The 17,148-nt window shown below is 67.9% G+C and carries 19 protein-coding genes and 2 pseudogenes; 15 read left to right on the top strand and 6 right to left on the bottom strand.

Annotated elements, in window-relative coordinates:
* Positions 1-4: 4 nt before the first annotated feature.
* On the bottom strand, positions 5-1,162 hold the full coding sequence (locus tag VGI02_RS01635) for a phosphotransferase (RefSeq protein ID WP_331625481.1): 1,158 nt from the start codon (positions 1,160-1,162) through the stop codon (positions 5-7).
* 227 nt (positions 1,163-1,389) lie between these two features.
* Here VGI02_RS01635 and VGI02_RS01630 point away from each other — a divergent pair, with 227 nt between their 5' ends.
* From VGI02_RS01630 to VGI02_RS01615, 4 genes are all read left to right on the top strand, one after another.
* Positions 1,390-2,628, top strand: coding sequence for a PucR family transcriptional regulator (locus VGI02_RS01630; RefSeq protein ID WP_331625480.1), 1,239 nt, complete (start codon positions 1,390-1,392; stop codon positions 2,626-2,628).
* A gap of 818 nt (positions 2,629-3,446) precedes the next feature.
* Positions 3,447-4,211, top strand: a complete 765-nt coding sequence (locus VGI02_RS01625; protein WP_331625479.1) for an ANTAR domain-containing protein — start codon at positions 3,447-3,449, stop codon at positions 4,209-4,211.
* Entirely contained in the window at positions 4,211-4,951 is a 741-nt protein-coding gene (locus tag VGI02_RS01620; protein ID WP_331625478.1) for a GAF and ANTAR domain-containing protein, read from the top strand. The genes VGI02_RS01625 and VGI02_RS01620 overlap by 1 nt, the downstream gene beginning before the upstream one ends.
* A 327-nt stretch (positions 4,952-5,278) precedes the next feature.
* Complete coding sequence (locus VGI02_RS01615) at positions 5,279-5,524, top strand: hypothetical protein (RefSeq protein ID WP_331625477.1); 246 nt, start codon at positions 5,279-5,281, stop codon at positions 5,522-5,524.
* A 128-nt stretch (positions 5,525-5,652) separates the two neighbouring features.
* Here VGI02_RS01615 and VGI02_RS01610 read toward each other — a convergent pair.
* The 4 genes and pseudogenes from VGI02_RS01610 to VGI02_RS01595 all read right to left on the bottom strand — a co-directional run.
* Positions 5,653-5,836: pseudogene (locus VGI02_RS01610) on the bottom strand (integrase core domain-containing protein); the annotation flags it as partial.
* A gap of 16 nt (positions 5,837-5,852) precedes the next feature.
* Positions 5,853-6,188 (bottom strand): annotated as a pseudogene (locus VGI02_RS01605) (transposase); the annotation flags it as partial.
* A 63-nt stretch (positions 6,189-6,251) separates the two neighbouring features.
* On the bottom strand, positions 6,252-6,914 hold the full coding sequence (locus VGI02_RS01600; RefSeq protein ID WP_331625476.1) for an IS110 family transposase: 663 nt from the start codon (positions 6,912-6,914) through the stop codon (positions 6,252-6,254).
* Between the two features lie 206 nt (positions 6,915-7,120).
* Positions 7,121-7,450 (bottom strand): DDE-type integrase/transposase/recombinase, encoded by a 330-nt coding sequence (locus tag VGI02_RS01595; RefSeq protein ID WP_414638172.1) that lies wholly within the window; start codon positions 7,448-7,450, stop codon positions 7,121-7,123.
* Between the two features lie 373 nt (positions 7,451-7,823).
* Here VGI02_RS01595 and VGI02_RS01590 point away from each other — a divergent pair, with 373 nt between their 5' ends.
* The 9 genes from VGI02_RS01590 (at position 7,824) to VGI02_RS01550 (ending at position 16,214) form a co-directional block, all read left to right on the top strand.
* The gene (locus tag VGI02_RS01590) at positions 7,824-8,876 is read left to right on the top strand and encodes an alpha/beta fold hydrolase (protein ID WP_331625475.1); all 1,053 of its coding nucleotides are present in this window, start codon (positions 7,824-7,826) and stop codon (positions 8,874-8,876) included.
* Positions 8,877-9,099: 223 nt separating this feature from the next.
* Positions 9,100-10,494, top strand: coding sequence for an FAD-binding oxidoreductase (locus VGI02_RS01585; protein ID WP_331625474.1), 1,395 nt, complete (start codon positions 9,100-9,102; stop codon positions 10,492-10,494).
* 246 nt (positions 10,495-10,740) lie between these two features.
* On the top strand, positions 10,741-11,130 hold the full coding sequence (locus tag VGI02_RS01580) for a GYD domain-containing protein (RefSeq protein ID WP_331625473.1): 390 nt from the start codon (positions 10,741-10,743) through the stop codon (positions 11,128-11,130).
* A gap of 612 nt (positions 11,131-11,742) precedes the next feature.
* The gene (locus tag VGI02_RS01575; RefSeq protein WP_331625472.1) at positions 11,743-11,967 is read left to right on the top strand and encodes a hypothetical protein; all 225 of its coding nucleotides are present in this window, start codon (positions 11,743-11,745) and stop codon (positions 11,965-11,967) included.
* A gap of 579 nt (positions 11,968-12,546) precedes the next feature.
* Entirely contained in the window at positions 12,547-12,834 is a 288-nt protein-coding gene (locus tag VGI02_RS01570; protein ID WP_331625471.1) for a hypothetical protein, read from the top strand.
* A gap of 29 nt (positions 12,835-12,863) precedes the next feature.
* Positions 12,864-13,886: an IS630 family transposase gene (locus VGI02_RS01565; protein WP_414638175.1), complete on the top strand. Its 1,023-nt coding sequence runs from the start codon at positions 12,864-12,866 to the stop codon at positions 13,884-13,886.
* Positions 13,887-14,207: 321 nt separating this feature from the next.
* A complete protein-coding gene (locus VGI02_RS01560) occupies positions 14,208-14,522 on the top strand; it encodes a DUF3303 domain-containing protein (RefSeq protein ID WP_331625470.1) in 315 nt (104 codons plus the stop codon).
* A 207-nt stretch (positions 14,523-14,729) separates the two neighbouring features.
* A complete protein-coding gene (locus tag VGI02_RS01555) occupies positions 14,730-15,380 on the top strand; it encodes a zinc-binding dehydrogenase (RefSeq protein WP_331625469.1) in 651 nt (216 codons plus the stop codon).
* 474 nt (positions 15,381-15,854) lie between these two features.
* Complete coding sequence (locus tag VGI02_RS01550) at positions 15,855-16,214, top strand: DUF6616 family protein (RefSeq protein ID WP_331625468.1); 360 nt, start codon at positions 15,855-15,857, stop codon at positions 16,212-16,214.
* A gap of 31 nt (positions 16,215-16,245) precedes the next feature.
* On the opposite strand, the gene VGI02_RS01545 is transcribed toward VGI02_RS01550, so the two are convergent.
* Positions 16,246-16,455, bottom strand: coding sequence for a hypothetical protein (locus tag VGI02_RS01545; RefSeq protein WP_331625467.1), 210 nt, complete (start codon positions 16,453-16,455; stop codon positions 16,246-16,248).
* On the opposite strand from VGI02_RS01545, the gene VGI02_RS01540 reads away from it, so the two are divergent.
* A complete protein-coding gene (locus VGI02_RS01540) occupies positions 16,454-16,621 on the top strand; it encodes a hypothetical protein (RefSeq protein WP_331625466.1) in 168 nt (55 codons plus the stop codon). The two genes, VGI02_RS01545 and VGI02_RS01540, sit on opposite strands and share 2 nt — an antisense overlap.
* A gap of 203 nt (positions 16,622-16,824) precedes the next feature.
* On the top strand, positions 16,825-17,016 hold the full coding sequence (locus tag VGI02_RS01535) for a DUF1918 domain-containing protein (RefSeq protein ID WP_331625465.1): 192 nt from the start codon (positions 16,825-16,827) through the stop codon (positions 17,014-17,016).
* Positions 17,017-17,148 lie beyond the last annotated feature (132 nt).

Genomic DNA, 17,148 nt, shown 5'->3' with positions numbered 1-17,148 from the left:
CGGTCTAGAAGGAGTCCAGGGCGTCGGTGTCGTCGATGGCGTGGGTCATCCGACGGATGAACTCCAGGGAGGCCTCGGGCGGCTGCATGTCCGGTGCCTCCGGGGGCTGGCCGAGGGTCCCGGTCCACCAGGCCAGGGCCGAGAAGAGGTTGTGGCGGTAGGCGAGCCAGGCATCGTCGACCGAGACCCCGGTGACGCCGCCCGCCCGGAGGCACTCGACGTAGTGGGCGATGAGGTCCCGCTCCCACCGGCGCCGGTCCTCGACGCTCAGGGCGGTGGACATGGCGTACGCGAGGTCGCGGCCCCAGTGTCCCTTGCAGGAGCACTGCCAGTCGTTGAGGCCCATCCGCCCCCCGGCGGTGATGTACCAGTTCTTGAGGTGCGGATCGGAATGGATCAACGTCCGCGGCAGGGTGCTGTGCTCCAGGACGCTGCGCAGGGTCGCCGGCCAGACCTCGTCGGCGCGGGCGAACAGGCGCGCGGGAATGACCTCCTCGGCCTGCTGGAACCCGCGGGCGCACGCGGGACCGAAACCCGCCTTCTCGACGGTGATCGTGAAGTACTTCTCCCAGCCGTTCCACGCCGCGAGCTCGGTCTCCAGCGCGGGGCTCTCGTGATACGCCGCGTGGACCTCCGCGAGGACCGAGAGCTGGTCCCGGGCCTGCTCCTCGGTGAGGTTCATGTCGTAGTCGCCGAAGGTGACGTCGTCGGCCATGTCGTCGAGGACGATGAAGGAATTGAACGACCGGGGGTCGAACTCGGCGAACCGCGCTCGGGGCGCCTCGATGTCGAGCCGGTCGCGGACGTCGCGGAAGAACAGCGTCTCCGCCGCGATGCCGCCGTTCATCCCGAGCAGGTAGCGGCTCTCCAGGGTCATGGTGCTCTTGCAGAACACACTGGCGGGCAGCCCGGCGGCGCGACCGGCGTCGTTCCAGTCGAGGTGGATGCGCCGCCGGCTCGACGTGCCCTCGTCGACGGGCCCGAGCCGGTGGGCGACGACCTCCGCGCCCGCGTGATCGCCCCCGAGAGCGCTCGTCAGCCAGGTCGGGGTGATCTCCTCGTAGCTCATCGGCAGCTCGGAGGCCTTCTCGAGCGTCCGGTGGGCGGCGTGGTCCACCTCCGCGGCGTAATGCTTCTTGATCTCGTCGAAGGTTGTCTCCACGATGACCTCTCCTCACGGCTGCAGCGACGTAGCGTCCGATCCTCGGGCGACGAGGTGCGAACTGGGTCACATCCTGGGGTCGCATCGTCGAGGTATCGATGGTCGAGCGGCCAACTATCACTCGATATGCTGTCCACTCGGCCAGGCCGACAGAGCCCCGGAGAGCGCACCACCGGGGCGTTGGCCGAAACGCGCGAGGTCATGGGTCATGTTGGGCAAAGGCGGCCATGGACATCGATCAGCACACCGACGACGAGGTCCGGCGTCTCGCGCGTGACCTGCTGCCGCGCAGCGAGATCATCGCGGGACAGATCACCGAGCACGTGCTGCGGGTCGTGCCGGAGCTGGCTCCCGCCGGTACTGCCGACGCGGTGGCGGTGGTGCGTCACAGCACCGACCAGAACATCGGCGCGATGCTCGCCACGCTCGCATTCGGAGTCCCGTCGAACCGCATCGAGGCCCCGGCCGGCACCCAGGACCTCGCGCGCCGGCTGATCGCCGGCGGCGGCGACGTCACCCACCTGCTCCGCGCCTACCGGGTCGGGCACGAGCTGCTGTGGCGCATCTGGACCGACCACGTCGAGGCCGAGCTCGACGACACCGCGCGCGGGCCGCTCGGCCTCGCCGTCCTGCGGGTCTCGTCCCAGCACCTGTTCGACTTCATCGACGCCGCCTGTCAACGCATCGTCGAGGAGTTCCCCACGAGCCTGGCGCCCCACGCCTACGCGGCCGGCGGCACCGTGCCCAGCGGACGAGCGGCCACCGTGCGGGCGTTGCTCGGCTCGGACCCGGTCGATCTGCAGGCCGCCGGAATCGCCCTCGGGTACGAGGTCAACCGCGTCCACGTCGCCTTCGTCGCGTCCCCCCTCTCCGGGACGGCAGGGGTGCGGCACGAGCTGCAGCGGGTCATGGACGTCCCCGACGCGACGGGCCTGACGCTGCCCGCCGGCGACGGCACCTGGTGGGGCTGGCTCGCGTGGACGGGGTGGCCGACCGACGCCACGCTCGACGCGCTGCGAGGCGTGGCCCTCGACGACGTGGTGGTCGGGATGGGGGAGCCCTCACGCGGTCGCGACGGGTTCCGGTCCGCCCATGCCCGGGCACGGGAAGCGGAACGTGTCGCCCGTCTGCGATGCGATCCCGCGCCCGGCGTCATCCGCTTCCGTGACGTCGAGGTGGCGTCCGTGCTCTGCGTGGACCCCGATCGCGCCCGACGGTTCGCCGAGGAGAAGCTCGGCGACCTCGCGACATGCGACGAGGCCCATCAGCGGCTCCGCGCGACCCTGCGGGCCGTCTTCGCGCACGGCCACAACCGGGGCGACGCGGCACGGGCACTCAACGTCCACCACAAGACCGTCACCTACCGGCTCCACCAGGCGGAGAAGATTCTCGGGCGTCCACTGACCGCGTGGACCGCCGATGTCGACGCCGCGCTGGCGATCCACGCGGCTCTGAACGGATCGTGAGGGCGGAATACGTGGGTGGGAGCTGGTTTCTTGGTGTTCTCACCCGACAGCAATAGGCAGGGAGACCGGATGGTAGCTAGTTGCTCCATCGTCGCCCTCTCGCGAAGGACGCTGCCCAACCCGGGGGCAGAGCGTCGATGCCGGGATCCACGGGTAATTCTCGTGACAGCAGACCCCAGAGGGCCGGCTCATAGAGCGCCAGGCCTGTGACGCGACCGGGGTATGTCAGTGCGAATTCGATGGCTATTGCTGTGTCCACGGCGACGGCTCTGAACCTCGACGAAAGGCGGGCCATCAACGGCTTCCATCGGGACGATGAACTCGAACTCGGATGTATGCACACAACAGTCGGTCCGGAGCCGGCCTCACGATAATATCCAAGCATCCGATGTCCGTTTTCCTTCAGAGGTCCGGGCGTCTCTGTCAAGAACTCAGTGTCGCGCGCCAACTCGGTCGCATGGGAACGCAGGTTCCGATGTGGATCGCGGATTCTCACCGTCCGAGCGCGACACGCTACTGAGAGTGGGTTCTGCGTGCGATATCGAACGGCTCTGCTGGGCATGGCCGCGCAAGATTCGGCCCGCCGGGCCGGGTGGTGCGGTCCGTCGTCGAACCGATGGGCTCGTGGACGACGCCTGCCGCGTAGCCGGCCGGTGGCCCGGCGGGATCCATGGCGGGTCGTCGACAGGCCGACCCCGCGGGGCTTGGGGCCGGGGGTACGGTGAGGCTTCAGGCGTTGTTGGCCTCACTAGGTGCACGGTCGGCTTAGCGCGGGTTCTCGGGCGCAGCCGACGAGACCAGTCAGTGGTGCGCTCGACATGACAACCGAAGGTCAACAGCCCGATTTCGAGCAGGGGCTCGCCGCAGCCCTGGCCGAGGGCGGGGCCCGAGCGGCGCAACTCATCTGCGAGCTCTGTGTGGTCGCTCTGCCGGTGACCGGGGCGGCGATCACGGCGATGACCAGCCCGGATCATCAGAGCCCTGTGTGGGCCACCGACGCGGTGGCGACGCGGATCGACGAGCTGCAGTTCCGGCTGGCCGAGGGCCCGTGCGTGGAGGCGTTCACCTCCCGCGCTCCGGTGCTGGTCCCCGACATCACCGAGGGCGTCCACGAGAAGTGGCCGATCTTCGCCGCCGCTGCCGTGCGGGAAACCACGGCGCGGGGGATGTACGTTCTCCCGCTGCTCGGCGGGGTGATCAGTATCGGGGTTCTCGACTTCTACCGAGACGAACCCGTCGCGTTCGAACCGGTGGACCTGGCTCGCGCACGACGCGCAGCGGACGCCGCGTTCTGGGCGGTGCTGGACGTGCGCCCCGGAGCGACGCTGGACTCGACCGGAGCGCCCGACACGACGGGGCCCGGAGGTGGCGTCGACGTGGACGTCGAGGGCTGGTTGGCCGATGTGCCGCTGGAACGCCCGGAGGTCTACCAAGCCACCGGAATGATCATCGCCCAGCTGGAGGTCTCCCCGGACAGTGCCCTGGCCACCTTGAGGGCCCACGCCTTCGTCCATGATCGGCCGATCGACGCGGTCGCCCGCGAGGTCGTCGCCCGCACGCTGTGGTTCACCAAGGAGCGCTGATGGCCACAGCCTCGGAGAACCGGGAAACGGCGCTGCTGGCGGCGTTGATCCAGGTGGCCGACACGCTGGTCGCCGACTTCGACATGCTCGATCTGCTGCACACGCTGACCACCGACTGCGTCGCGCTGTTCCCCGCCGACGCCGCCGGACTGCTGATCGCCGCCCACCGGGACACCCTGCAGCTCGTCGCGTCCTCCAGCGAAGCAGCCCGGCTGATCGAGCTCTTCCAGCTCCAGTCCGACGAGGGCCCCTGCCTGGACTGCTACCGCAGCGGGCAGCCAGTCAACGCTCCCGATCTGACCGCGGGCGATACATGGCCCCGCTTCACCGCCCGAGCCGCCGAGCAAGGGTTCCGCTCGGTGCACGCGGTGCCAATGCGCCTACGCGGACACACCATCGGCGCGTTGAACCTCTTCGGCGCTGCAGCCGGCGCGCTACCCCCGGCTGACCTTCGGGCGGTCCAGGCCCTGGCCGATGCGGCGACCATCAGCATCCTGCAGGAACGCGACGCGCACACCCAGCACACCGTCACCTCGAGGCTCCAGACCGCCCTCAACAGTCGGGCGATCATCGAACAGGCCAAGGGCGTGCTCGCCGAAGTCGGACACCTCGACATGGGCGAGGCATTCATCCGCCTGCGCGACCACGCCCACGCCACCGACCAACCCCTCACCGAGCTCGCCCGCCGTCTGGTCACCCGCGAGGCGGGAACTGAGGTCCTCGACCAGACCAGCCCATAGAGGAACGCTGGGATTTCTGGTGCGCGTACCACCGGCGCTGATCGCCGGGTACGCCGCCACCGTCAAAGCGGCGGTGGCGATCATCGGGGTGTTCGACGGCGAGATCGCGACCCTGCAGGGGCAGGTGGACCAGCATTTTGGCCGACACCGGGATGTTGAGATCTACCGCAGCCAGCCCGGGCTCGGAGCGGTCCTCGGCGCCCGGGTCCTGGGCGAGTTCGGCGACGACCCACCCGCTACGCCGGCGCGCGAGCGCGCAAGAACTACGCCGGCAACAGCCCGGTCACCCGCGCCTCGGGCAAGAAGAGAACCGTCACCGCCCGCTGGGTGCGCAACACCCGCCTGGCGGACCCGCTGCACCAGCAGGCGTTCTCCGCGCTGACCGCCTCCCCGGGCGCCCACGCCTACTACAAGGCGCTGCGCGCCCGCGGCACCGGCCACCACGCCGCGCTGCGTCAGCTGTCCAACCGGCTGGTCGGCATCCTGCACGGCTGCCTCAAGAACCCGACCCTCTATGACGAACACACCGCCTGGGCCCACCACACTAAAGATCAAGAAGCGGCCGCTGCTTGACACCGAATCCCCATGGGATGCCCTGAGCTGCATTACGCCGCGCGAGGCTTGCGCGTCTTCTGCTGCCTATGAGCTTGACCCCGTAGGCCGGACACCGACGGTGTGGGGTCAGTGATCTTGGGCGGGCTGGTGTGGTGGGCTTCGAAGTCCACCGGCGAGTGCATTCCTATGCTGGAATGGCGCCTTTCTCGGGTTGTACCAGCATTCTATCCACTCGAAGATGGCCGTGGCAAGTTCGAATCGAGTCGACCATTTGCGCGAGTCGAGAAGCTCGATTTGCATCGTTCCCCAGAACGACTCCATCATCGAGTTGATGCTCCTACAGTCGTCAAGCGGCGTTGGTGATCGCGCACCGCTCGAGGCGTGGCACGATGACGTGGAACAGTTCACGGACGAGGAAGCGCTTGAGGCAGCGCATGATCTCTGTTTTGCTCTCCCCTTCTTCGGTGCGCCTGGCGACGTAGGAAATGGTTGGCTGGTGAAATCGCATCGGCACTACTAGAATAGGGTGCAGGGCGGCGTTGGCTTGACGATGCCCGCCACGGTGCAGGCGGTGGCGTTGCGTTTTCCCACTGGAGGCCGGGATGGGGCAGGGGCCGCAGAGCTTCGCGAGGGCACCGTCGTGGGAGATTCGCTCGGGGTTGTCGTCGACCACGATGAGGAGCGCCGCGGCGGAGTCAAGCGCCGACTCCGAACAGCTGGGGCAACGCCGGGTTCGCCCTGGCGGTCAGGGTGTCCAGAACACGGTCGTGGCACAGGGCCTCGCCCTCCAGGTCGCGGTAGCGGCGAGCGAGGTTGCGCAGGCTGTAGCGGGCGGCGTCGCCGGGGTCTGCATACCGTCGATATCGAGGGCGAGGCAGGCCTCGATGAGCGGGCGGTCAGCGAGGGGCTCGAGCTGCTCGCGGAGCTCACTCGGGGCGGTGACAACCAGGCTCTTGAGCGCCACCATGGTCTGCGTGCGCGCCTTGACCGCGGTGTCCTTGGCGATCTTGACCTGGCGGATCATTTCCACCGTGCCCTCGGCGGTCTTGGGGCGGGCGGTCGCGGTCCCGGCGAGGACGGCTCGCGCGGCGTTCTCAGCATCCAGGGTGTCGGACTTACCGGCCTGGCGGCGCGCCTGACGGTTGGGCCGGTTGACCTCGAGGACCCGATGACCCTGCCGGCGCAGGCGCGCGAGGCCAAGCCCAGCTTCGTAGGAGCCGGTGCCCTCGACACCGAATGCCGCGACCGCTCCCAGGCTGGTAGCCCAGGCCTCGAGGTGCTGATAGCCGTCCGTGTTCGCCGACACCGACAGTTGCGAGAGTCGGCCGCCGATCTCGTTGAGGGCAACAGCGATGTGGGTGTTCTTGTGGGGTGCCGACTGGGATGACGATGCGTTCTTCGCCGACATTCGAGGTGCTTGTCATCGACCGGGTGTCCTTTGCACTGGGCGCGTGGTCGCTCGCGTCCGGGCGGGCGGACAACAGGACTGTGATGGGACCTGGGGAATCAGGCTCCTATGAGGTCACTGCCCGTTCGGGCGCGTCGCTACTGCACTGCCCCGGGGCGGTCGACAGATCAACGCCAGGGCACCTCACGGGCCGGTCGTAGCAAGGGTCAGACCACCCCGGGAGCCGCAAGCCCGGTCTCACAGTCGTAGCAGTCGCCGATCGAGCCCATCGACGGGACCAGCCCCTCGTCGATCAGGCGTCTCCCGAACGCCCACGACGTGAATTGCGACCCGTGATCGGAATGCATGATCGTCGCTGTGTCCGGGACAGGTCGGCGGCGGGTAATGGCCATACCGAGCGCGTCGACAACCAACGCGGTTCGCATGTTGTCGTCGATCGACCAGCCGACGATTCTGCGGGAGTAGACATCCAGAACGGCCGCGCAGTACACCTTCCCTTCCGCCGTGTCGTGTTCGGTGATGTCGGTGACCCACAACGGTCCGGGCCCTCGGCGGCGAAGTCGCGGTCGACCAGGTCCGGGTAGGGCTCCGCGGCCGGGTCGCGGCGGGTGCAGCCGCGGTAACGCCGCAGCGGTAGACGTCGTTTCGCACCATGACCCGCACGACGCCGCGTGGCCGACCGACTTGGCTCGACGAGCCTGGAGCGCGCGTCCTGCGCGTCGCGGCAGCGCGGACGGGAACAGTGCTCGCGAAGGGGCCAGGCCCAGAACTGGAGGTTCCCAACTTGCCTCCGACTGCTTCCCGTCTATCTCGGACCCGGCCTCCGGTGCCGGTTGTCCGCTGGCCAGGCCGCGAGCACACTGTGTGTCGCCCGGTGTGCGCCTGCCTGGGTCGCTGAGGAGGACGGCGATGTCCCGGATGCAGGTGAGGTTCCTCCGGACGTCCTTCGGTTCCCGTATCGCCTACGCGACCGTCGGGAGCGGCCCCCCGTTGGTGATGGTGCCGCCCTGGTCGAGCCACCTGGAGGCGTTCTGGGAGCTCGAGGGCTATCGGCGGCTGAGCTCGGGGTTCGCCACCGGTCACACCGTGGTGATGTACGACCGATGGGGAACCGGACTCTCCGACCGCACCCGCGATGACCTCTCGCTGCACGCGGATGTGCAGGTCCTCGACGACGTCTCGTCCCATCTGCGGCTGCGCCGGGCTGCCTTGTTCGGGTCCTCGCACGGGGCTCCGGCCGCCCTGGAGTACGCGGCAGCGAACCCGAGGCGGGTGTCCCGGCTTGTGCTCTACAGCATGGAGACCGGCAGCGGACCGGACGACCCGCGCTGGAACGCTTTCCGCGACCTCATGCTGGCAGACTGGGAGATGGGGTCATTCACCCTGGGCTCGGTGCTGCTCGCCGGGGCCGGCAAGGAAGAGATCTCGTCGTTCGCCCGCCTGTGGCGGCGCTGCACCTCGGCCGAGATGGCGGTCGGTCTCCAGGACGCTGCGATCCGCCACGACACATCCGCTGCGATGGCGGCGACGCGGGTCCCGACCCTCGTGGTGAGCCGCCAGGACGACCGTCTGATCTCCGCAGAGGCGTCCCGCCGGATCGCGGCCGCGATCCCCACCGCTGAGCTGGTCCTACTGGACGGCGAGGCGCACCTGCCGCACGAGGGCGACGTGGACTCACTCGTCGCGGCGGTACTCGCCTTCCTCGAACCGGCGCCGCACCCGGCCGATGGTCCCTCGGATTCCCGCTCCGCCGCGGAGACAGGGAAGCTCACCGAACGGGAGCGCGAGATTCTGGATCTGCTCGCGGCTGGAGCGACCAACCGGGCAATCGCCGACCGGCTGGTTATCAGTGTGCGCACCGTCGAGCGGCACACGCTGAACATCTACAGCAAGCTTGGCGTGCGGGGTCGTGCTGAGGCGATCTCGGCGATCTACGGTCGACCTCCCGAGTCCGCTCGCTGACTCGGCGCTGCCCGCCTACCGATACCTCGGTGCGCCGTTCTTGGTGGCGCCGTGGCGGTACTTACGCAGTACCGCACTGTTGACGGTGGTTTCGCGGGCATCTGTCCGTTTCTGCAGTCGTCGTGGATGCGTGTTCAGACCGACGCGGTGGGCGGACTTCGCTTCCTAGCGTTTCGGCATCGACCCGCTCGTCCAGGGTCGGCCGAAGGACAAGGAGTAGGCCATGAACCACTCGATCGATGCTCGTGGCGCTGTTCGGAAGGGTTTGCTTGGCGGTGCCGGTGATCCGGGCTATGAGCGTGCCCGGTCGCTGTGGAACGCCGCCATCGACCGGCATCCCGCCGTGGTCGCCTGCCCCGCCGGGGCCCGCGATGTGGCCGCTGCGGTCGGGCACGCGCGAGCGCGCGGTCTGGAGCTGGCGGTGCGCGGCGGTGGGCACAGTGCGTCCGGGGCCTCGTGCGTCGACGGCGGTATGGTGATCGATCTCGGGGCCCGGATGACCGCGGTCGTGGTCGACCCGCAGACGCGCCGGGTTCGCTGTGGCGGCGGCGCGACGATGGCCGACCTCGACGCTGCCACCCAGCGGCGCGGCCTCGCGGTCACCGGTGGGACGATCAGTCATACCGGAGTCGGCGGTCTCGCACTCGGCGGGGGCTACGGCTATCTGACGCAGATGGCCGGGCTGCTCGTCGACAATCTCGTCGCCGCGCAGGTCGTTCTGGCTGACGGCCGTGTGGTGCGGGCCGACGCTGACGAGCACCCCGACCTGCTCTGGGCGTTGCGCGGGGGTGGCGGCAACTTCGGGGTGGTGACCGAGTTCGAGTTCAACCTGCACCCGGTCGGTCCACAGGTGCACGTCGCGATGCTGTTCTGGGAGCTGGAGCGGTGCACGCCGGCGCTGCAGTTGGCCCGCGACGTCTGCGCCGAGTTGCCGCGGGACGCGGGGATACTCATTGCCGGGTTGAACGCCGCGCCAGCACCGTTCGTGCCGCCAGAGCACCAGCTCGCGCCCGGCATCGCCATGATCCTCGTGGGGTTCGGTGACGCTGCCGCGCACGACCATCGCCTCGCGAAGGTCTGCGCGCGGCTGACCCCGGCGTTCGAGATGGTCCAGGACATGCCCTACGTCGCACTGCAGCAGATGATCGACGGGGCCGGACCGTGGGGCATGCATGCCTACTCGAAGGGCCTCGTCCTCGACGACCTGACCGACGACGCGATCGCGGTCCTGGCCGACCACCTGCCCCGTAAGTCCAGCCCGATGAGTGTCCTGCCGATCTTCCCGCTCGGAGGCGCCTACGCCGACGTCCCGGACGACGCCACGGCGTTGTCCACGCGCCGTTCCGCCCGATTCAACGTCAGCATCGACGCCATCGCACCGACACCCGAGCTGATGGCCATCGACCGGGAATGGGTTCGCGGGCTCTGGGACGCCCTGCAGCCGTTTGCCCGCCAGGGCGGGGAGTACGTGAACTTCATGTCCGAGTACGAGCCCGACCGCATCCGCTCCGCCTACGGCACGAAGTTCGACCGGCTCGCCGCGATCAAGGCGACCTACGACCCGGACAACGTGTTCCGCGGCAACGCCAACATCACCCCGGCCCAACCCACAGTCTGATCCCGGAACCACTGGGATATGGCCGAGTCTCGCGCCGCCGCTCGGGACCGCCGCGGCGTAGGCCGTCGTGGATGATGGCGCTGGAGTAACAACCGCGCCCCGGCGCGCTGCTTCCGGCGCAAGTCCAACCCGCCTACGCTCGTCCTCGGGACTTCGTCGAGCGCCCACAGGGAGTACGGCCGGTTCCCGCAAGACGCATTTCACCGAGACCGTCACAAGCCGCCCGTGTGCGGACCTGGAGCTGAGGTGACGGACTCGGTGGCGCAATCGAATCGTAGTCCAGATCGTGAGGAGTTCAAAGCGATGGCGAAGTTTGTGACGTTCTTCAGCTACCGACCAGAGACCTGGGATCATCTGCTGGCAAGACCATCCGATCGCGGCAACGCGATCGCAGCCGCAATCGCCAGCCTCAGCGGGAACGTCGAACTGGTCTACTACATGTTCGGCGAGTACGACGGAATGGTCATCGTCGACATGCCGGACGCCTCCGACGTGGCCGCGATTTCCATCGCGGTCACCAGCACGGGAGCGTTCTCGAAAGTCGAGACCCGACCACTGATCGCCCCTGGCGACATGCCAGCGGTCCTCGAGAAGGCCGGCCGCGCACGTCAGGCTTACGCCCCGCCCGGAGACTGACCCGGGGCGATGCGGTTGGGCACCCTGGAGCTGTACCGCGACACCGAGGGCGGGTTGAGCGGCCAGCGGCTTGCCGACGAGCTGGTTCGGTCATCGTTGGCCGCCTCGACTTTGGTCGAGTTCATCCGCGACCTCGCCTCGGGTGGTGACGAGCCCGCCGCGCCGGTCGGCCCCGCGAGTGGGGCCTCCGGGGATGGGGCCCCGGAGCCGGCGGGATGGCTGCTGGCAGGCCGATCGTCGGTCCTGACATTGAGCCGACTTATCGGACGAGGTTGCAGGTGACGGTCCCTTCATGGGCCGGAGGTATAACCGGCCCAGCGCTCGAGCAACTCGCCACCGCGATATGCGGTGAAGGTCGCCTCCCAGCCCCTTATTGCGGATCGCAGGGTCGCGCGTGTCAGGGCGCCGACGACGGGGATCTCCAGGAATCGTCGGTCCGGGTGCGCCACTACTTGCGGTCTTGCGAGTGCGGCGGCCTGATCCACGATCTCCGGCCGGCGCTCGTCGGCACGGCGCGACGCGTTGATCCCCGGCCTGCTCACTCTTACGGGACTTCCTCGTCCGGGTTGTCTGGCGTGTCAGGGGCATCGCTCCGCGACGGGGGTGGCCAACATGGATGCGTTGGGCGCAGCGTTCGAGCAGGGCCTGTATGTCGTAGTGGTCGTTGATCACCGTCTTGGCCCGGTCGAGAGCTACGGTCCGCTTGACCCCGGGGCCGCGGCCAACGTGATGCTGGACCTGCGCGCGCTGCTGGCCGAGCAAGGGTTGGACGAGATCCGCGTCACCACCGCCCGGCTGCACCCGCCCGCCCAGCCGGTGCACCCGGACGACCCGTAGGTACTCCGGTGGGTCTGGCCGCGGTGCGGTCGAACAGCAGCGCGTCGAGCGGGACCGGCGTGGGCGTGGCGGGCAGGAAGGGGCGCATGCGAGTCCAGCGTCCGGTCGCGGGTCCGCGCCCTGGGGAACGACGGTCAGGTTGGCCAGGCGTGTGCGCAGGTCGCACCGCCCTCCACGGCTCGGCGGCGAGCTCGGCTCCCGCGAGTGGACGCGGGTCACCGGGGCGCGCCAGCCCCTCTCGTCCGGTTGCTTGACGCGGCGCCGACACTGGTGTGACGTAGGCCATACCGAGGACGGTCCGGGGACGGCGCGCCCTGGGCAGGCACCCGGGTCGGGGTCGGCGCAAGCCCGGTCCCGGTCGTCCGCAGCTGCAGGGAGCAAGTCGCGATGTCTGTTCTCGTGCTCGCCTCCGAGCCGGCCGCCTCGGCCGCCCGCGCTACTTCGGCCGTCACCAGCCCGCGGCCCACCACGGCGCCGCCGACCACCTCCCCGGCTCCTGCCTCAACCCCGGTGAGCAGGCCCGCCGCCGTGCCCAGCCCCCGCCCAGCGCCACTGGCCGCCGCGGGGAAGGTGTTGTCGGTGCCGACCGGAGCAGGCGCGCGGATCGAGGCCCGTCACGACACCATGGGCGGGGTCATCATCACCGTGGGGGGCGATCTGGGCCGCAACGACGCTGCGGTACTGAGCCGCCAGCTGCACACCGCACTCGAGACCACACCCAGCGTCGTGGTGCTCAACGTGCGCGCGGTCACCGGCACCGACCCCTGCGTCCACGAGGTGCTCGCAGTCGCCCAAGACCGCGCCCGCACCGCGAACATCGCGCTGCACGTCGTCGACCCACACCACCACCTCACCGACGACCAGTAACCGCCACCGGACCGACCACCCGAGCACACATTGGGGGATGGACTCCGGCTCGGGCGATCCGCGCGGACCTGATGCAGCGGGCGCACATCGTGCTACTCGCGGGTGAGGGGATCGGCACCAACGAGATCGTGCGCCGAGTCGGCGTCTCAAAGCCGACGGTGATCCTCTGGAAGCAGCGCTACGCCGCCGAAGGGCTCGGCGGGCTTGAGGATCGGCCGAAGCCGGGACGGCCCTCGGACACCGACGAAGCCGAGGTCGTCGCGCGCACCCTGGAAGCGCCGCCCGAGCGGCTGGGGGTGAGGCACTGGTCGAGCCGGCTACTCGGCGCCGAGCTGGGTATGAGCAACGTCACCGTGGCCAAGGTGTGGCGGCGGTGGGGCCTGCAGCCCTGGAAGCAGGAGACCTTCAAGTTCTCGACCGACCCTGAGCTCGAGGCCAAGCTGCGCGACGTCGTGGGCTTGTACCTGCATCCCCCGGAGAAGGCAGTCGTGCTCTGTGTGGACGAGAAGTCGCAGGTCCAAGCGTTGGACCGGACCGCGCCGATCCCGCCGATCCGCCCCGGGCTGCCGGAGAAGGCCACCCACGACTACGTCCGCCGCGGCACCACCACACTGTTCGCAGCGCTCGAGGTCGCCACTGGCAAAGTGGTCGACGCGTGCTTCGACCGGCGCCGACACCAGGAGTTCCTCACGTTCCTCAAGCAGGTCGCGAAGGCCTACCCCCGGGTCAAGCTGCACGTCGTGGTGGACAACTATGCCACCCACAAGCACCCCACGGTGAGGGCGTGGCTGGCGCGGCATCCGCGGGTCACGCTGCACTTCACCCCGACCTCGGGCTCCTGGCTCAACCTCGTCGAGGTCTTCTTCTCGATCATCACCCGTCACGCCATCCGCCGCGGCAGCTACGCCAGCGTCGACGACCTCACCGCCGCGATCCGCACCTACATCGACGGCTGGAACACCCGATGCGGCCCCTTCGTATGGACCAGGACCGCCGACGAACTACTCCCCCACGCCACACCCGGTAAACGAACCTCGTTCACGCGACACTAGTCACGCCATCAGGTGCCTCAACTCGACGCGACTTGCTCGTCGAGCACGCGGGCCAGTCTCGGCCTAGTAGCGGCTCGTGCGCCCTATACCCGTCGCCGCTCTCGATCAAGGTGAAGTAGCCGCATGCATCTTCATTTGAATGCGCGTCCTTATCGACGGTCCCGCTCGACTTCTCCTCCGCCGGCGAGGACGGAGGGAAGGATGCGGCTAACGGCTAAGACGGCAGACAGGAGTTGTTCACCTACATAAAGTTACGATAGAACGATTCTATGTCTCCTGCTATCGTTCTACGACACGATTGTCGCGCTTTGGGAGTCCAAGATGAAATACGTTGCAACCTGGTGGGAACGCTCGGGCGGATCTTTCAACGATTATGAGGCCGCACAGAAACGAGTGCTCGAGGTCTTCCAGTCATGGAAGATGCCTGAAAGTCTGACCTTTCATCAATTCGTAGTTAGGGTCGGTGAGTTCGGCGGTTATGCCGTGATCGAAACCGATGAGCCTGCAGATATCCACCGGTTATCCAGCGCATTTGCGGTTTTTCAATTTCGAGTGGAACCCGTGATGGATGTGATGGATGCCGTGGCCGCAGAGGTCGACGCGATCGGTTGGCGTGACTCGCTCTCGGGATCGTAAGATATAGAGGCGCGGCACCCGACTCGACGTCGCCGGTGTCCTGCGTCAGAGATTCGTCGCGATACATTTTGGCAAGGATTGGAGGATGTCCTTCGCGGCCTTGGTCCACACGAACGATTTCGGGTCTTGGTTCCAGATTTGGTTCTCCATCGCCGGACGTCGCGTTCGAGAGCGACGACGCTAACGCGCCCGGGTGGCTTCGCCGAGTTGCTCAAGACCACCGACCGAGCCGTGCTCCGGCCGCCCAACGGACTCGAGCCTTTAGCGCTCGCGCCGCATGCCGACGCCGGCCTGACCGTCACGCACATCGTCCGCAAGGCGGTCCAGATCCTCGGTCCGGTAACCCGAGTCGTCGTGGTCGGGATCGGCGGGCTGGGACACATCGCTGTCCAGTGTCTTCGGGCGCTGGGTCCGGCTGAGGTGATCGCGGTCGATCCCGACCCCGAGGCGTTGAAACTGGCGATTGACTGCGGCGCCCACCACGCCATCACGGCCGACATGGCAGGTATCGAGGTCGCCTGGATCACCGGGGGTAGCGGCGCGGAGGCAGTGATCGACTTCGTGGGCGAGGGCGACGTCCCGACGGCATCGCTCGCCATGGTGCGCGCTGCGGGGACCTACTTCGTCGTCGGCTACGGCGGTGAGCTGCGGGTGCCCACCTTCAACCTGGTGCTGCCCGAGATCAGCATCGTCGGCAATGCGGTGGGCAGCCACGATGATCTGCGCGAGCTCATCGCGCTCACCGCCGCCGGAGTCGTGAGCCTTCGAACCCGCACCTACGGGTTGGACGCGATCGCCGACGCCATCGCCGACCTCGAGAATGGGCGCATGCACGGACGCGGTGTCGTGGTGCCGTGACGGAACAGCGATGCTGGCCGACGACAATGGAGGGGTGGCCGTGAAGTGACAGGGTTGTCGCTCGCCAAGCGAGTGATCCCGGAACCCATCGCGCTGCCGATGAGTTCCATAGCCTCGTTCGGCCGGCGCGACCGGTGGTGGGTGGTGGCCCGCCGGTGCAGCGGACACGGGCTTCGATGACGGCCGTAGGCGACCGCCTCGCTGACGCTGATTGGCACGGGGCTCGTGTCCGACCACGAGAAACAAGTCTGGGCACAGAGCTGCGCGTTGATCTCCGAACATGCCCGATAGGCCGCTCCGTAGCGCCCGTCCGGGCTAATGCCCGACGGAGATCACCGTGCGGCCGAAAGATCGAGGTTAGGCTTCTCGCTACGAACGACCTCACGCAGTTGCGCATAGAGCGCTCGGCATGGATTATACGGAGTTTGTCTGCCTAACAACAGGCAATTTGGAAAGGAACCAGGTGGACACCCCATGGACAGCGAGAGCGGCTACATCCTTACCGAGGTCTGGAAAGCCAGGCCGTCTTGGATCGCGCTTTCCCTGGAGGAGCGACAGCAGTTCTTCCACGAGAAGATCGGTCCGTTCATTATGAGCCTAGTCGAACAGGGTGCCGAGTTCCTTGGCTGTGCCATCAACGACAACACGGGTCCGGAGCGCATGGATTATCGGTACATGGCCGTCTGGAAGCTGCACGACAAGGCTTTCAGCGACCGACTCGAAGTCGGCGCGAAGGAAGCGGGTTTCCTAGATTACTTCGAGCAGGTCAATTTCAGCGGCAACATCATCGCACCGGACGTGATGAACGCCGACATGATCCAGCTCGATGCGTAAACCTGGGAGCCTCCTGAGGAGTTCTGGTTCGTCAGAATGCCAGACCCCGTCCCCGGACAGTTTTCGACCGGGCTTGCCCGCGAGTACGACCAAGTTCGCCGCGGACCAGGAATACGACCACCACGGTAAGCACGATGTAGAGGACGAAGTAGGCGATCTCGCCGGTGCTCATATCGGGCATCAGCAGGGGCGGAATCGCCATCAGGGCGGTGATCGAGCCCGCGACGACGGTGACCCACATGGCGACGCGGGGCGAACGTCCGGCCGCCCACATGGACCGCCTCTCCGTGCTGCTGGCGCTGTCGCGCTACCTCGAGACACTGGCCCGACGCTGTGGGGCAGAGCCCCGAGCCGGGGCCATCGAATCCAGCATCGACGTCACCGGGGCGACCGAACTCGGTCTCTGAGCCCCGACCGCAAGGCCCCCAACCGCCCCGTCCGCCGGAACCCCAGCCACCGCCGTCCCGAAACTGGGGACGGTCACGACAGGCCTCTACGCGCTGAATCCGCCCTCTTCGGTCACCGCAGGCCCCTCGCCGTTGACAGCCACTACCGGATGCCACGACCGTGACCTCAGCGCGACGCGATCGGCAGGACGTAGGTGAGGCAAATGCGCGGCAACGTGGGAGACCTGATCACTCAGCATGGCCGACGAGTCGATCAGGCAGACCGAATCGGCACGATCGTCGAAGTGCGCGGCGAGGATGGCCCATTCCTGGTGCACTTCGAAAGCCGGGGCCGCTGCTGGGTATTCCCCGGCCCGGACACCGAGATCACAGCGGCCAAAGACCTCCCGACCTGATCAGCTCGGCCCCACCAGTCGGTCGGACCTCGGTCAACCCTCAGGCCTGCACGGGGCTATCGTTGAGCGTCATGAGTCGACTGCGGTCGATCACTGAGGTGCCCGCGCTGCACGGGCTCTCGATAAGGGCTG

It is taken from the genome of Actinomycetospora sp. (assembly GCF_036497245.1).
Lineage (GTDB): Bacteria > Actinomycetota > Actinomycetes > Mycobacteriales > Pseudonocardiaceae > Actinomycetospora.
This window is presented reverse-complemented; position numbering and strand designations above follow the sequence as displayed.

Coding starts and splice junctions, on each gene's coding strand:
- VGI02_RS01630 (WP_331625480.1), top strand. CDS start 1,390: ATGGACATCGATCAGCACACCGACGACGAGGTCCGGCGTCTCGCGCGT.
- VGI02_RS01625 (WP_331625479.1), top strand. CDS start 3,447: ATGACAACCGAAGGTCAACAGCCCGATTTCGAGCAGGGGCTCGCCGCA.
- VGI02_RS01620 (WP_331625478.1), top strand. CDS start 4,211: ATGGCCACAGCCTCGGAGAACCGGGAAACGGCGCTGCTGGCGGCGTTG.
- VGI02_RS01600 (WP_331625476.1), bottom strand. CDS start 6,914: ATGTCGGCGAAGAACGCATCGTCATCCCAGTCGGCACCCCACAAGAAC.
- VGI02_RS01590 (WP_331625475.1), top strand. CDS start 7,824: ATGTCCCGGATGCAGGTGAGGTTCCTCCGGACGTCCTTCGGTTCCCGT.
- VGI02_RS01585 (WP_331625474.1), top strand. CDS start 9,100: ATGAACCACTCGATCGATGCTCGTGGCGCTGTTCGGAAGGGTTTGCTT.
- VGI02_RS01575 (WP_331625472.1), top strand. CDS start 11,743: ATGGATGCGTTGGGCGCAGCGTTCGAGCAGGGCCTGTATGTCGTAGTG.
- VGI02_RS01560 (WP_331625470.1), top strand. CDS start 14,208: ATGAAATACGTTGCAACCTGGTGGGAACGCTCGGGCGGATCTTTCAAC.
- VGI02_RS01550 (WP_331625468.1), top strand. CDS start 15,855: ATGGACAGCGAGAGCGGCTACATCCTTACCGAGGTCTGGAAAGCCAGG.
- VGI02_RS01540 (WP_331625466.1), top strand. CDS start 16,454: ATGGCGACGCGGGGCGAACGTCCGGCCGCCCACATGGACCGCCTCTCC.
- VGI02_RS01545 (WP_331625467.1), bottom strand. CDS start 16,455: ATGTGGGTCACCGTCGTCGCGGGCTCGATCACCGCCCTGATGGCGATT.
- VGI02_RS01535 (WP_331625465.1), top strand. CDS start 16,825: ATGCGCGGCAACGTGGGAGACCTGATCACTCAGCATGGCCGACGAGTC.